We start from the raw sequence: 12,704 nt of genomic DNA, 5'->3' as shown, positions 1-12,704 counted from the left end.
GTGGGGGTAATAGTTGTTCAGTGTGCTCAATGTGATTCAGTGTACTGAATCATGCGGCGTAAGGCGACCCGCTGAAGCTAGCTTCTTTCACCTATTGACAATGGACGCGGAAATAAAGCAAGGGCGTGAACCCCTGCGTTGGATCAGTAGCGGCGCTGCTTGTCGACCAGCGCCGGCATGGCGCCGGTCTCGCGGTAGTAGCGCACATTGGCCGCGACAATCGCCGAGGCCGTGCCGCGGTGGGTCGGCGCCGAGATATGCGGCAAGACCGTCACGCGCGGGTGCTGCCACTGCCATTGCGGCGCGGGCAGGGGCTCTTCGCGGAACACATCGAGCACGGCGTGTGCCAGGCGCTGCGCGTCCAGTGCCGCGCGCAAGGCCTCGTCATCGACAATCGCGCCGCGCGCGAAGTTGATCAGCGATGCACCGGGGCGCAGCAGCGCCAGCGTTGTGGCGTTGAGCATTCCCTGGGTCTGGGGCGTCAGCGGCAGCAGGCAGACCAGGATGTCGGCGCTGGCGAGCATGGCGGCCAGTTCGTCCTCACCCGCGTGGCATTGCACGCCGGGCACGGCCTTGCGGCTGCGGCTCCAGCCCGCGACGCGAAAGCCCGCGGCCAGCAGCTTGGCGGCGCTGGCCATGCCCAGCTCTCCCAGGCCCAGCAGCGCGACGGTCTTTTCCTGCGGCGGCACATAGTCGTGGGCCAGCCACTGGCCCTGGGCCTGCTGGCGGGCGTAGCGTGGCATGTCGCGGTGCAGGTACAGCGTCCAGGCCAGCACGGCTTCGGCCATGGTGTCGGCGAGCTGCGGGTCCACCAGGCGCACGATCTCGAGAGGGCTGTGCTGCAAGTCCTCGACCAGCCGCTCCACGCCGGCCCAGACGCTGTGCACCCATTTGAGCCGGGGCAGCGTCGCCAGGTCACGCGTGTCGGGGTTGGCAACAATGGCGAAGTCGCAGGCCGCGCGCGCGTCGGCGTCGAGCGTATCGAGCGCCACCACGCGTTCGTGCGGCATCGCGGCCTGCAGCGCTGCCTGCCACTGCGCGGCAAACGGATAGCCGGGCGCACAGACAAACGGGATGACGGGGGCCAGGGGCAGCTGCCGGTTCATTGCGCGTAGACCTTGTCGAGGTCTCTGAAGCCCTTGACCTCGATGGGGTTGCCGCAGGGGTCGAGAAAGAACATCGTCGCCTGCTCGCCGGGCTCGCCCTCGAAGCGGATGTGGGGCTTGAGCACGAACGCCATCTGCTGCGCCGTCAGGCGCGCGGCAAGCGCCTGCCAGTCGTCCATGGCCATCACCAGCCCCAGGTGCGGCATGGGCACCATGTGCTCGCCGACGCGGCCGGTGTTGGTCACGGGAAAAGGCTCGCCCAGGTGCAGCGAGATCTGGTGGCCGAAGAAGTCGAAATCGACCCAGGTATCGGTGCTGCGGCCTTCCTGGCAGCCGAGCATGCCGCCGTAGAAGGCGCGGGCCTGGTCGAGGTCACGGACGTGGTAGGCGAGATGAAAGCAGGTACGCATGGAAAAAGCAGTCTGTTCGTGGGCTCCGCGCAGGCGGAATGGATATGCAGGCGAGCTTAACGGGCATACTTCAAAAGATATAGCCAATATTGTTTTCTCATGCAAAAGGATTTCTTTTGGAGATTCGTTATCTGAAAAGCCTGATCGCCGTCGTCGACAGCGGCTCGATCGCCGAGGCGGCGCGCACCGAACACCTCACGGCGGCCGCCATCGGCCAGCGCGTACAGGTGCTCGAGCGCGAACTGGGCTTTGCGCTGCTCTCGCGCACGGGCCATAGCGCCCAGCCCACGCAGGCCTGCACGCTGCTGCTGCCGCGCGCGCGCCGGCTGGTGCGCGAAGCCGCGCTGCTGCACAGCGACGCCAGCGTCGACGGCCTGCGCGGCAGCCTGCGCATTGGCGCGGTCTCTACCGCGCTCACGGGAATGCTGCTGCGTGCCCTGCGCGGCTTCAATCAGGCCGCGCCCCAAGCCAAGGCGGTCATCGTGCCCGGCACCTCGCGCGGGCTGTTCAAGATGCTGCAGGCCGGCGAGATCGATGCGGCGCTGATCGTCGAGCCGCCTTTCGCGCTGCCCAGGACGCTGCGCGCCGTGCACCTCAGGCAGGAACCGCTGGTGCTGCTTGCGCCTGCGGGCGCGAATGCCAATCCTGCGGCGCTGCTGCGCGATCTGCCCTATATCCGCTATGACCCGAATGCCTGGGGCGGGCGCCATGCCACGGCCTGGCTCGCCGACCAGGCCATCGCGCCCACGGTGCTTTGCGATCTCGATGCGCTCGAAGCCATTGCGCTGCTGGTGGCCGACGGCATGGGCGTCAGTCTGGTGCCGCAATGGATGGGCATAGAGCGCTTTGCCGGCGACTGCCTGAGCATTCCGATTGCGGGAGCGGCTTATGCGCGGCAGATGGTGATGGTCAGGGCCGTGGAAGCGGATTGTGGGGAGATGCTCGAGGTGTTGGAGGGCGTGCTGGGCGAGGGCTGAGGCGCTTGCGCGCCTTCAGGCAATTGCGTATCCGCGGGCCGGGCGCATGGGGTTTTTAATCCTGGCAGGCGCGGTTTGCAAGGCGTAAGCGGCATGAATGCTTACGTGCGCCAGGCGAAAGGCTGCCGAAACTTGGACGCGAAAGGATTCCACACCATGGAGATCACCGCACAAACCATTCCGAACCGTCCTGCCATCCGCCCGCAGCCCGATGAGCCCGCCAAGCCGCAGCAGCCCGCCTTGCCTCCCGAGATTCCGGTCCCTACCGACCCGCCGCTGGGTACGCCGCCGCTCGAAGTGCCGCCTGAGCAGGCTCCCCAGCACACCTGAGCCATCCCAAGGAAACCTTTATGCGTCTGGCCTGCCTGCCGCCCCCAGTGCCCGAAGAACCGATGGAGGGCGGCCCGCCGCTTTCTCCGGAGCAAGAAAAAGAGATCCCGCAAGACCCTGAAGCAGTGCCTCCACCCAGCGAGCAGCAGCGCTGAGAACGACGCCTGGAGTACCCGTCGATGGCTGCAAAAAAGCAGGATTTCCCGGTCGAGCAGATCCGGCGTTTCCTCGAGCCCGGGCCCGTGGTTCTGGTGTCTTCCAGGTGGCGCGACCAGACCGATGGCATACGGTCATGGAGTTCACGCCGTCCCTGGTCGGCTGCGTGATTTCAAGTGCGAACCACAGCTTCGAGCTGGTGCGACAAAGCGGCGAATGCGTGATCAATTTGCCGACCACCGCGCTGACCGATGTCGTGGCGAAGATAGGCAACACTTCGGGCGCCGAGATCGACAAGTTTCAAGCGTTTGGCCTCACGGCCGAGCCTGCGCACCAGGTCGGCGCGCCCCTGATCCGCGAATGCCATGCCAGTTTCGAGTGCAAGCTGGTCGATGACGCGCTGGTCGAGCGCTACGACTTCTTCATCTTCAAAGTCGTGAAGGCGCATGTGGCACGCTTGCCCAGGCACCCGCAGACCCTGCATTACACCGGCGATGGCGTCTTCATGCTGTCCGGAAAAACCATCAGCCGCAAGGCCTTGTTTACCAAGGTCGGCTGAGGCCCGTATGCTTCAGCGTGCGTGGCGGCATCCAAAGCGGTCATTCGAACGAGGAGCAGGATGGCGGAATTTCATACCAGCTCGCTTTCGAGGCCGCGTGCACATGTTTCTGCTGGCGCGGTGCAAAAGGCGTGTCCAAAGTGGCCAGCGCCACCGAAATCCACTGGGCGTATTCGCCTTGGGATCTTGACCAGAACAAGGTGGAGCCGCAGTGCGAACAGAACTGGCGCAGCACCGTTTCCGAGGAAGCATAGGACTTGATGGCCGCTGCCCCGCTCAGGATGCGAAGATCGCTGCGCGGAACACTGCCGTACGTGGCGAATGCCGCCCCATGGGATTTGCGGCACTGGCCGCAATGACAATGGCTGACGGCCTTTGGCACAGACAGCAGCTCGTAACTGACCGCCGCACACAGGCAGCTTCCGTGGAAAACCATGGTTTATCCCTGCTTTCCGCGGTAAGAGGACAGCCTCATCAGGCTGACATGGGCGTTTTTCATCAGAGTGCGCGTGAAACCTCGGCATTCATGCCGGGGAGGTAGAGCGCCGGATGCGAAGCATCCGATGCTTTTGGCCTTACCTGATCACGTTTTGTGTGATTGGCCGGGTTAAGAAAATAGCCATACCCGTCGTTCCTTTGAACGATACGGCAGTGTCTGTAGTGGATTCCCTGCACCACCGCTGAAACGCCAGCTTGGTTCAATTGGATGTTGAACCTGCCCGTTGCCCGAATCGCCACGCGGCCCGTGTGGACGCCGGCCTTGAGACCTTTGGGTACATCCGCGCGCACCATGTCGCCCGTGGCAAAGTCGTGGACGCGCTTGCTGCGCATGAGGTAACCCCTGGGGAAACCGAATTTATCCAGGCGCGTGCGTTGGTAGCTGCCGCGGCCCATCGCCTTCAAGGCCAGGGTCGGGCTATTCCAGTTTTCAATGGAGTGGACCTGGCCCACGCAGGCCGCGTCCAGCGCATGGGTTTTAGGCACACCCAGCGCACTGCGGTTGAATTTGGTCCGCCCGCCCGAGGCCAGCTCCACGGGCAGGCCCGTAGCCTGCAAGGCGTTTGCCAGTGCCCAGCGCGTGGCGTTGACGGCTGCCGCATCGCGCAGCGGCTTTTGGGCCTGCGCAAGAATGGCGTTTAGTCGCTTGTGGTCTTGGGACAGAAAATCCTCGATGCTGCGCGCCGCTTTTTTCTGATTGCAGCAGGCGCAGGCCAGGGTCAAGTTGGAAGCGCGGTTGCTGCCGCCATGGGCCCTGGCTCGGATGTGTTCGATCTGCAGGGGCAGATTCCTGGCGCCGCAGTAGGCGCACTGGCGGCCCCATTTTTCCAGCAGATACTCGCGCAACTCGTAGCCGAACAACGTGCCTTGCTGGTATTCGATGCCATCGATCTCAGGATTTTGCAACGCTTGCATGTCGAAGCGCACAAGCTCCGAGCTGATGGCACGCACGGGTGCCCAGCGCTGGATGCGCCGAACCCAGGTCATGGTAGTGTCCACGCGGTGCTGCAGCGATGGGGCGAGCCTGCCAGTCTTGTCGCCGCCCCGGTTCAGAAATCTTGGAGCGCGATAGCGCAGATTGCTGCGACGTCGACGGCGCATCTGACGGCGCACCGTCATGGCCTCGGAAATCTGCCGGCCGCGGTGGACCAGCTCCAACAGGTTCAGCACGGCTACGCCCAGCTGGACTTCGCCAGTCAAAGCGTCCACTGCCGCCACCTCGCGGACCAGCGCGAGCCCCGTAGTCTTGCTCCCCGGGTCGATTTTCAGACGCAGAGGCTGGAATTCGCAGTCGCCGGCCTGACGGTCGACCAGTCGGACGACCATAGGCAGGAGGCGATGCACGCGCGCCCGGCCGCGGTCCAGCAACAGCCGGGCCCGCTTTTCGGTGCACGGCATCAAAGCCTTGCCATGGATGTCCAACACAAAAACCGCCACATCGACTCCTGATCATAAGCGCTGCAATCTGTACAGCCAGGCTGTCTTTCCAGCAGTCAGCCCTTACGGGCCTGGTGACGGGGCGCGTGATTTCTCACGAACCCGCTCCCCTCGGGAATGTCGACAACCGGCTCCAGCCCTTGCGGGCTGCGATCCAGACCTTCGGACCTTTACCTTTGTCCTGCATGATCCGGACCTTGCAGAGCAGCGAACTGAGGAAGCATTCGCTGGTGCGTCTGAACGACCTGTTATCGACGCAGCGGGTTGGGTACCGCTTTCCCTGGTCAATCTGGCTTGATTCCTTTCAGTTCCAAGCCCCGTCTTTTAGGGCGGGGTAATTGACGGCTTCGGCGGGAATGACATGCACGCCGGGCTGGGCCAGCAGGGCGGCAGCGAGCATTGCCTGTGCAATGTTTTGCGCTGGATACAGGCGCCAGCTCCGCGGCAGCAGGGGCCCGAGCGCGGACAGCGCGACGATCGCCGCGCGCTCGGCCGGACGTGGTTCGCCGCGTTCGCCGCCGATCAGGCCGGGGCGCGCATAGGTGAGCGAAGCAAAGCCCAGTTGAGCCAGCGCCTGTTCGAGTTCGCCTTTGACGCGGTTGTAGAAAAAGCGCGACTGCGCGCTGGCGCTGGCCGCGGAGTTGAGCACATAGGTGGGCGTGCCCTGCGCGCGCGCGAGTCGCGCCACGGCCAGCGGGTAATCGTGGTCGACGCGTCGAAATGCGGCTTCGGAGCCCGCGGCCTTCATGGTCGTGCCCAGCGTGCAGACCACGGCATCGGCCTGCCACCAGGCGGCGCCTTCGGGCAGGGCGTCGTAGTTGACGACGGGGGCCAGCAGCTTGGCGTGGGTCAGGGGCAGCGCGCGGCGCACGGGTGCGGTCACCTGGGTGATGCGCTCGTCGGCAAGCGCCAGACGCAGTACATGGCTGCCGACCAGGCCGCTCGCGCCTGCAAGTAAAAGCTTCATGGATTCCTTCGTGCGCTGCAGGCGGGCGGCAGCGCGATGTGCAGGATAGGACAGGGCGGTGGGGTAACAGCGCGCATTGGGCCATTATGTCGGTCCATTCCCTATGGGTCTGTACAGAATACCTGCTCGCAGCGCCTGCTGCCTTCAATCCTTGAGCGCACGCGCCAGCCACCCATGCACCAGGTCGGCGATGTCCAGGTGGTTGCGGTCCATCATCAGCATATGCGAGTTGCCGCGCATGCCCAGATCGGGCAGCGAGAGGATTTCCACGCAAGCGTGGCGCCGCGCGAACTGCTCTATGCGCTTGCGCATCGCGGGCCAGCGCGCGTCGCCTTCGATGCGGTCGCCCAGGATGATCAGCGTGGGCACGGCGCAGGCTTCGTCCTGCGCCGAAGGCGGCGGCACGGCGGCGGGCTCGAGCGCGACGACGGCGCGCACGCGGTCGGGCCGGCGCTGGGCCATGGTCAGGCCGAACATGCCGCCTTGCGAATGGCAGACCACCACGCTGGGCGCGACGCGTTCGAGCAGCGCTTCATACGCGCCGAGAATCACCGCATCGGTATGCGCCCAGCGCGGCACGAGCTGGCGCGCCAGCGCTTCGAAGGCTTCGGCGGGGAACTGCCCTTCGGGAAACGCCTGCTGCGCGGCGTCGGCCAGCGCCACGCCGTCCAGTGACGGGCCGAGGCGAAAGCGCGCGAATACGGCTTCGGCGGTCTGCGACAGCGGAGCGCCCCAGAGCTCGCGCGGCGCATAGCCCGCGCGCCCGCGCTCGGCGGCGTCGCACAGATAGGTGTCCCAGCCGCGGCGCACGAAGTAGTGCAGCCAGCCGGGCCGGCCGTCGGGCGTCGTTTCCCAGCAGGCGCCCGTGAGCCCGCCGCCATGCCACAGCTGCAAGGGCGTGGACTGCGCCGGCGCCTGGGGCAGGAAGTACTGGGCATACATCTGGCCCACCCAGTAGCTGCCGTTGGGGTCGAGCAGCACGGGCTCGCCGCCCGCGGCCAGCACGGCGCGTGTCGCCGGCTGGCCTTGCAGGCGCACCGCCTGGCCGCCGACATGGAAAGCGCCCATGTCGCGCAGGCACAGCGGGCCCGCGCGGCCGGGGCGGGTGTCGAAGTCGTTCGTCATTCGGGCTTGATCGCGTTCTTGCGAATCACGTCGGCCCAGGCGCTGGTCTCGGCGGCGAGAAAGCGCTTGAGCGCCGCGGGCGTGCCGGGCGCGGCGACCAGGCCCAGTTCCTCGAGGCGCTTGCCCAGCGCGGGGTCCTGCAGCGCCTGGTTGATCGCCTGGTTCAAGGTGTTGACCGCGCCCGCGGGCGTGCCGGCGGGCGCGAGCACGCCGAACCAGGGCGTGATCAGGAAGTCGGGCAGGCCGGCTTCGCTGAACGTGGCAACGTCGGGCACGGCCGCGGCGCGCGCCTTGCTTGCCACGGCCAGCGCGCGCAGCTTGCCCGCGCGAATGCTTTGCAGCGACGCGGGCAGGTTGTCGAAGTACATGTCGACCTGGCCGCCAAGCAGGTCGGCCGCGACCTGGCCCGCGCCCTTGTACGGCACATGGGCGATCTCGATGTCGGCGCGGTTGCGCAGCAGCACCAGCGCCAGATGCGCCGAGCCGCCCACGCCCGACGAGGCCGCATTGAGCTTGCCGGGGTGGGCCTTGGCGTAGGCAATCAGTTCCTTGAGGCTTCCGGCCGGAACGCCGGGGTGCACCACCAGCACGCTGGGCACGGTGCCCAGCAGCGCCACCGGCTCGAAGTCACGCGCCAGATCGAAGGGCGCGGGCGTGTAGAGCGACGGCGAGACCGCGCAGCTGAACGCGCAGACCAGCAGCGTATAGCCGTCGGCCGGCGACTTGGCGGTCGACTGCGCACCGATGTTGCCGCCCGCGCCCGCGCGGTTCTCGACCAGCACCGGCTGGCCCAGCGACTTGCCCACATGCTCGCCGATGATGCGGCTCAGTATGTCCGGCGTGCCGCCGGGCGGGAAAGGCACGACCAGCCGTATCGGCTTGGCGGGAAACGTCTGGGCGGCGACGGGCAGGGCGGCCAGCGCGGCCAGCGCGGTCAGGGTGGCGCAGGACAGCTGCCGCAGGAATCGGGAAAGGGCCATGCTTGTCTCCATTCTTGATTGATGCGTGACTGTAGAAGCGCGGCCCTGCACGCGTCCAATCATGATTTGCCAAGTTGCCCATATCATTTCGGGTATGGACGATGAAATTTCGGCGCTGCGGCGCCTGGACCTGAACCTGCTGCTGACCTTCGACACGCTGATGGCCACGCGCAGCGCGACCCAGGCCGCGCATGCCTTGCACAAGACCCAGCCCGGCGTGAGCCGCGATCTGGCCAAGCTGCGCCATGCGCTGGCCGATGCGCTGCTGGTCGCGGTCCACGGGCGCTTTGTTCCCACCGAGCGCGCGCTGGCGTTGCACGCGGCCGTGCGCCCGGCGCTGCGCAGTCTGGGCCAGGCGCTCGCGGTCGACGAGTCCTTCGATCCCGCGCAGGCGCAGGGCGTGGTCGATATCGGCATTGCCGCGCATTTCGAGCTGCTGCTGGCCGGCCCGCTGCTGCAGCGCCTGGCGCAGCGCGCGCCGCGCGTGGTGCCCAAGCTGCACCCGGTGCATGGTGAGTTCGATCCCGCCCATCTTGACGCCGAGCGCCAGGACATCGCCATCGGCCTGTTCGCCGAAGTGCCCGGCCGCTTCAGCCAAAAGCCGCTGTTTCGCGATGAGCGCGTGGCCGTGATGGGCCCGCACCATCCGCTGGCCGGCCGCAAGCAACTGTCGCTCGACGACCTCGAGAACCTGCGCTGGTTTGCCTATACGCAGATGCATGGGCGGCGCACCAACTTCGATCGCGCGCTCAAGGGCACGCAGCGGCGCATGCAGTTCGCGGCCTATATCTCGGGCTTTGGCCACAGCCCGCATGTGCTCATGGAAAGCGATTACGCGACCACGATGCCCGCATTCGCCGCGGCGCTGCACCGCCGGTATTTCCCGCTGGTCACGAGCCGGCTGCCGCAGCCGCTGCGCGAGATCACGTTCCGCATGGCCTGGCCCAGGCGTCAGGATGCTTCGGAGCTGCACCGCTGGGTGCGCGCCGAGATCAGCCAGCTCGTCGCCGGCCATATCGAAAGCGGCCTGCTCAAGCCGCCGCCGCGCGCCTGAAGCCGGCGCCAACACAAGGACTACCGCCATGGAAATCAGGCAACTGCGCTACTTCATCAAGATCTGCGAGCTGGGCAGCATGGGGCGCGCCGCGATCGAGCTCGACGTCGTGACTTCGGCGCTGAGCCAGCAGATGAGCCGCCTCGAAAGCGAGCTGTCGACGCGGCTGCTGCAGCGCTCGCCCGCGGGCGTCATTCCCACCGAGGCCGGCACGGCCTTCATGCACCACGCCCAGCTTGCGCTGCGCAATATCGACAACGCCGCGCAGGCTGCCAGGCACGCGCGGCTTTCGGGCCAGGTCAGCGTGGGGTTCGCGCCGACCACGGCCTCGGTGCTGGGCCTGCCGTTCCAGAAAGTCATGCGCGAACGCTATCCCGATATCCGCCTGCACCTGGTCGAAGCGCTGTCGGGCAATCTCGCGGCCATGCTCAATGCGCGGCGTATCGACCTGGGCATCATTTTCAAGGCCGATGCGCACCGGCATTGGCATACTTCGCCGCTGCTGGAGGAAAGGCTTTTTCTCGTGGCGTCGCCGGCGCTGCCGGGCCTGGTTCACAAGGACCGGGTCTTTCTGTCCGAGCTGGCCGATGTGCCGCTGGTGCTGCCCAGCGCGCCGCATGGACTGCGTGCCCTGGTGGACGCGGGCTTCATGCGCGCCAACGTGATTCCCGACATCGCGCTCGAAGTCGACGGCCTGGCGATGCTGATGGACGCCGTCATGGATGGCGGCGCGGCCTCGATACAGCCCGGCGCCGCGACCACGCGCCATGCCGGTGCGGGCCTGTTGCACATGGAGATCGCCGACGAAGGCATGGCCAGGCAGAACCTGCTGGCCAGCCTGTCCGACGAGGATCTGTCGCCCGCCGGCCTTGCGGCGCGCGTGGTCATCGCCGAAGTCGTGCGCGCGACGGTGCGCGAAGGGCGCTGGAAAGGCGCGCAGCTCTACCAGCCTTGAGCGCGCGGCGCAGGCGGCCCGGCCTGCGCGGCCCGACCTACGCGGCTCGACCTACGCGGCCCGGCCTACGCGGCGCGCCCCAACTGCGCCAGCGTCTGTCCCTGCGCGTAGCGGCGCAGGTTGGCCAGAAAGATCTTCACCACGCGCTCGGCGTTGCCCGCGGAAAAGCCCGCGCTGTGCGGCGTGGCGAGCACTTGCGGCATGGCCCATAGCGGCGAGCCGGCCGCAAGTGGTTCATGGGCAAAGACATCGAGGTAGGCGCCGGCGAGGTGCCCGCTTTCGAGCGCGGCGATCAGCGCGGCTTCGTCGAGCACATCGCCGCGCGCGACATTGATCACGCCCGCGCCCGGGGGCAGCGCGCGCAATGCCGCGGCGTCGATGAGCTGCTGGGTGCGGGACGTCAGCGGACAGGCGAGCACCAGCCAGTCGCTGCGCGGCAGCACCTGGCCTATGTCTTCGTAGGCCCAGGACGCAAGGCCCTGGGCCGTGGGCGCGTTGCTGCTGCGCACGACCTGGATATGCAGGCCCACCGCCTGCAGGATGCGGCCTATGGCCTGGCCGATCTCGCCCCAGCCGACGATGGTCGCGGTCTGGCCGTGGATATCGGGGGGCAGCGGGCGGTGGATCAGCGGCGACCATTCGCCACGCCGCTGGGCCGCGATCAGCTCCGGAAACCGCCGCCCGAGCGCGAGCAGGCCGGCGACCGCGGTCTGCGCGACGACTTCGGCGTTGCTGCCTGCCGACGTGGTGAGCATGACCCCCTTGGCCTGCAGCTGCGCGTAGATCGCGCGGTCCGCGCCGGCCGAGTGCACCTGCACCCACTTCAGATCGCGCGCCGCGGCCATCGCGTCGTAGAAGCGCTGGGTCTCTGGATGGATCTCGTGCTTGGTCGACAGGCCGGTGACATCGCGCGAGACAAAGGCGATTTGCGCCGACAGCGCGGCGCTGTCGCCCGGCGTGACGAGCGCATGCGGGCGCCCGTCCAGCGCCTGGGCGATCGCCGCGCCATGGCGTTCGCGCGCCGCGGCGGAGACAAGAATGCAAAGAGGCGTCATGCGAAGTCTTCCATCAATCCACCGACGCGCCCGAGTCCTTGACGATCTTCTGCCACTTGACGAACTCGCGCTGGGTCATCTGGCCAAACTGCTCGGGCGAACCGCCGACGGGATCGGCGCCTTCGCGCACCATCTGGTCGTTGAGCTGGGGCAGGATGGCGTTGACTTCCTTGTTGATCAGCTGCACGACGCTCTGCGGCGTGCCCTTGGGCGCGAAGAAGCCGAACCACGAGCCGGCCTCGAAGCCCGCGATGCGGCTGGACACCGTAGGCACCTTGGGCAGGGCGCGCGAGGGCTGGGCGCTGGATACCGCCAGGGCCTTGAGCTTGCCCGCGTGGATATGCGAGACCACCGACGGAATGGTCGCGAACATGAACTGCAGCCGGCCCGCGAGCAGGTCGTTGAGCGCGTTCGCTCCCTTGTAGGGAATGTGCAGCGCTTCGATGTCGAGCTGCTGCATCAGCATGAAGCTCGACAGGTGGGACGAGGTGCCCACGCCAGTCGAGCCGTAGTTGAAGTCGGCCGGCCGCGTCTTGGCATAGGCGAGGAATTCGTCGAAGGTATTGGCCGGCACCGAAGGGTGGACAACGAGCACATTGGGCACATCGGCGATCTGCACGACGGGCACCAGGTCCTTCAAGGGGTCGTAAGTCATCTTCTTGTAGAGCGACTGGTTGACCGAGATCGGCCCCACCGAGTTGACGATCAGCGTGTAGCCATCGGGCGCGGCGCGCACCACGGATTCCGTGCCGATATTGCCGCCGCCGCCCGGGCGGTTCTCGATCACGAACGACTGGCCCAGTTTTTCCGAGAGCTTTTGCGACACGCTGCGCGCCAGCAGGTCGGTGGTGCCGCCCGCAGTGAAGGCGACGATGATCTTGACCGGCTTGGCGGGATAGGCCGCGGTCTGCGCCTGCGCCGCGAACGGCAGGGCCAGTGCCAGGCCCAGGCCGGTGCACAGCGCGCGGCGCAGGGTGCGCAGGGGAGGGCGGGTGCCTGGGGGGGAAGAGGATGCGAATTTCATGGGCTTGTCTCCTTGTTGTGAATTCTTTTGTGCACGCGCCAGGGCGCGCAGCGGCTTCACAGGCTTGCCGG

13 protein-coding genes and 1 pseudogene are annotated in these 12,704 nt (G+C 66.9%); 5 read left to right on the top strand and 9 right to left on the bottom strand.

Annotated elements, in window-relative coordinates; all coding sequences use genetic code 11:
• Positions 1-143 precede the first annotated feature (143 nt).
• Positions 144-1,106 (bottom strand): glyoxylate/hydroxypyruvate reductase A, encoded by a 963-nt coding sequence (locus GVL12_RS07905; protein WP_159912612.1) that lies wholly within the window; start codon positions 1,104-1,106, stop codon positions 144-146.
• Entirely contained in the window at positions 1,103-1,516 is a 414-nt protein-coding gene (locus GVL12_RS07900; protein WP_159912610.1) for a VOC family protein, read from the bottom strand. The genes GVL12_RS07905 and GVL12_RS07900 overlap by 4 nt, the downstream gene beginning before the upstream one ends.
• Positions 1,517-1,632: 116 nt before the next feature.
• Between GVL12_RS07900 and GVL12_RS07895 the strand changes: the two genes are divergently transcribed.
• From GVL12_RS07895 to GVL12_RS07885, 3 genes and pseudogenes are all read left to right on the top strand, one after another.
• Positions 1,633-2,493 (top strand): LysR family transcriptional regulator, encoded by an 861-nt coding sequence (locus tag GVL12_RS07895; protein WP_159912608.1) that lies wholly within the window; start codon positions 1,633-1,635, stop codon positions 2,491-2,493.
• A 156-nt stretch (positions 2,494-2,649) separates the two neighbouring features.
• Positions 2,650-2,823, top strand: coding sequence for a hypothetical protein (locus GVL12_RS07890; RefSeq protein ID WP_159912606.1), 174 nt, complete (start codon positions 2,650-2,652; stop codon positions 2,821-2,823).
• Between the two features lie 179 nt (positions 2,824-3,002).
• A pseudogene (locus GVL12_RS07885) lies at positions 3,003-3,538 on the top strand (flavin reductase family protein).
• A 40-nt stretch (positions 3,539-3,578) separates the two neighbouring features.
• On the opposite strand, the gene GVL12_RS07880 reads toward GVL12_RS07885, so the two are convergent.
• The 5 genes from GVL12_RS07880 to GVL12_RS07860 form a co-directional block, all read right to left on the bottom strand.
• Positions 3,579-3,974, bottom strand: coding sequence for a GFA family protein (locus GVL12_RS07880; RefSeq protein ID WP_159912604.1), 396 nt, complete (start codon positions 3,972-3,974; stop codon positions 3,579-3,581).
• 62 nt (positions 3,975-4,036) lie between these two features.
• Complete coding sequence (gene iscB / locus GVL12_RS07875) at positions 4,037-5,461, bottom strand: RNA-guided endonuclease IscB (RefSeq protein ID WP_306770583.1); 1,425 nt, start codon at positions 5,459-5,461, stop codon at positions 4,037-4,039.
• A 316-nt stretch (positions 5,462-5,777) separates the two neighbouring features.
• Positions 5,778-6,440, bottom strand: a complete 663-nt coding sequence (locus GVL12_RS07870; protein ID WP_159912600.1) for an NAD(P)H-binding protein — start codon at positions 6,438-6,440, stop codon at positions 5,778-5,780.
• A gap of 144 nt (positions 6,441-6,584) precedes the next feature.
• On the bottom strand, positions 6,585-7,565 hold the full coding sequence (locus GVL12_RS07865) for an alpha/beta fold hydrolase (RefSeq protein ID WP_159912598.1): 981 nt from the start codon (positions 7,563-7,565) through the stop codon (positions 6,585-6,587).
• Positions 7,562-8,545 carry a tripartite tricarboxylate transporter substrate binding protein gene (locus GVL12_RS07860; RefSeq protein WP_200843580.1) on the bottom strand — a complete coding sequence of 328 codons (984 nt, stop codon included), beginning with the start codon at positions 8,543-8,545 and terminating at the stop codon, positions 7,562-7,564. Before GVL12_RS07860 ends, GVL12_RS07865 begins: the two co-directional genes overlap by 4 nt.
• A gap of 94 nt (positions 8,546-8,639) precedes the next feature.
• Here GVL12_RS07860 and GVL12_RS07855 point away from each other — a divergent pair, with 94 nt between their 5' ends.
• Together GVL12_RS07855 and GVL12_RS07850 are read left to right on the top strand one after the other, a co-directional pair.
• Positions 8,640-9,599, top strand: a complete 960-nt coding sequence (locus GVL12_RS07855) for a LysR family transcriptional regulator (protein ID WP_159912594.1) — start codon at positions 8,640-8,642, stop codon at positions 9,597-9,599.
• A gap of 28 nt (positions 9,600-9,627) precedes the next feature.
• Positions 9,628-10,554: a LysR family transcriptional regulator gene (locus GVL12_RS07850; protein ID WP_159912592.1), complete on the top strand. Its 927-nt coding sequence runs from the start codon at positions 9,628-9,630 to the stop codon at positions 10,552-10,554.
• A gap of 65 nt (positions 10,555-10,619) precedes the next feature.
• Here GVL12_RS07850 and GVL12_RS07845 read toward each other — a convergent pair whose 3' ends face one another.
• Together GVL12_RS07845 and GVL12_RS07840 are read right to left on the bottom strand one after the other, a co-directional pair.
• On the bottom strand, positions 10,620-11,609 hold the full coding sequence (locus tag GVL12_RS07845; protein WP_159912590.1) for a D-2-hydroxyacid dehydrogenase: 990 nt from the start codon (positions 11,607-11,609) through the stop codon (positions 10,620-10,622).
• Between the two features lie 13 nt (positions 11,610-11,622).
• On the bottom strand, positions 11,623-12,633 hold the full coding sequence (locus GVL12_RS07840) for a tripartite tricarboxylate transporter substrate binding protein (protein ID WP_159912588.1): 1,011 nt from the start codon (positions 12,631-12,633) through the stop codon (positions 11,623-11,625).
• Between the last annotated feature and the right edge of the window lie 71 nt (positions 12,634-12,704).

The sequence above is a fragment of the Pantoea sp. 18069 genome (assembly GCF_902706035.1).
In the GTDB taxonomy this organism is placed as follows: domain Bacteria; phylum Pseudomonadota; class Gammaproteobacteria; order Burkholderiales; family Burkholderiaceae_C; genus Comamonas.
The sequence above is the reverse complement of the archived record's forward strand: the minus strand, read 5'-3'. Positions and strand labels throughout refer to the sequence as shown.

What these genes read in the sequence shown, in the direction of transcription:
- GVL12_RS07870 (WP_159912600.1), bottom strand. Translation starts at nt 6,440, where the DNA reads ATGAAGCTTTTACTTGCAGGCGCGAGCGGCCTGGTCGGCAGCCATGTA.
- GVL12_RS07855 (WP_159912594.1), top strand. Translation starts at nt 8,640, where the DNA reads ATGGACGATGAAATTTCGGCGCTGCGGCGCCTGGACCTGAACCTGCTG.
- GVL12_RS07905 (WP_159912612.1), bottom strand. Translation starts at nt 1,106, where the DNA reads ATGAACCGGCAGCTGCCCCTGGCCCCCGTCATCCCGTTTGTCTGTGCG.
- GVL12_RS07900 (WP_159912610.1), bottom strand. Translation starts at nt 1,516, where the DNA reads ATGCGTACCTGCTTTCATCTCGCCTACCACGTCCGTGACCTCGACCAG.
- GVL12_RS07840 (WP_159912588.1), bottom strand. Translation starts at nt 12,633, where the DNA reads ATGAAATTCGCATCCTCTTCCCCCCCAGGCACCCGCCCTCCCCTGCGC.
- GVL12_RS07860 (WP_200843580.1), bottom strand. Translation starts at nt 8,545, where the DNA reads ATGGCCCTTTCCCGATTCCTGCGGCAGCTGTCCTGCGCCACCCTGACC.
- GVL12_RS07890 (WP_159912606.1), top strand. Translation starts at nt 2,650, where the DNA reads ATGGAGATCACCGCACAAACCATTCCGAACCGTCCTGCCATCCGCCCG.
- GVL12_RS07880 (WP_159912604.1), bottom strand. Translation starts at nt 3,974, where the DNA reads ATGGTTTTCCACGGAAGCTGCCTGTGTGCGGCGGTCAGTTACGAGCTG.
- GVL12_RS07865 (WP_159912598.1), bottom strand. Translation starts at nt 7,565, where the DNA reads ATGACGAACGACTTCGACACCCGCCCCGGCCGCGCGGGCCCGCTGTGC.
- GVL12_RS07845 (WP_159912590.1), bottom strand. Translation starts at nt 11,609, where the DNA reads ATGACGCCTCTTTGCATTCTTGTCTCCGCCGCGGCGCGCGAACGCCAT.
- GVL12_RS07850 (WP_159912592.1), top strand. Translation starts at nt 9,628, where the DNA reads ATGGAAATCAGGCAACTGCGCTACTTCATCAAGATCTGCGAGCTGGGC.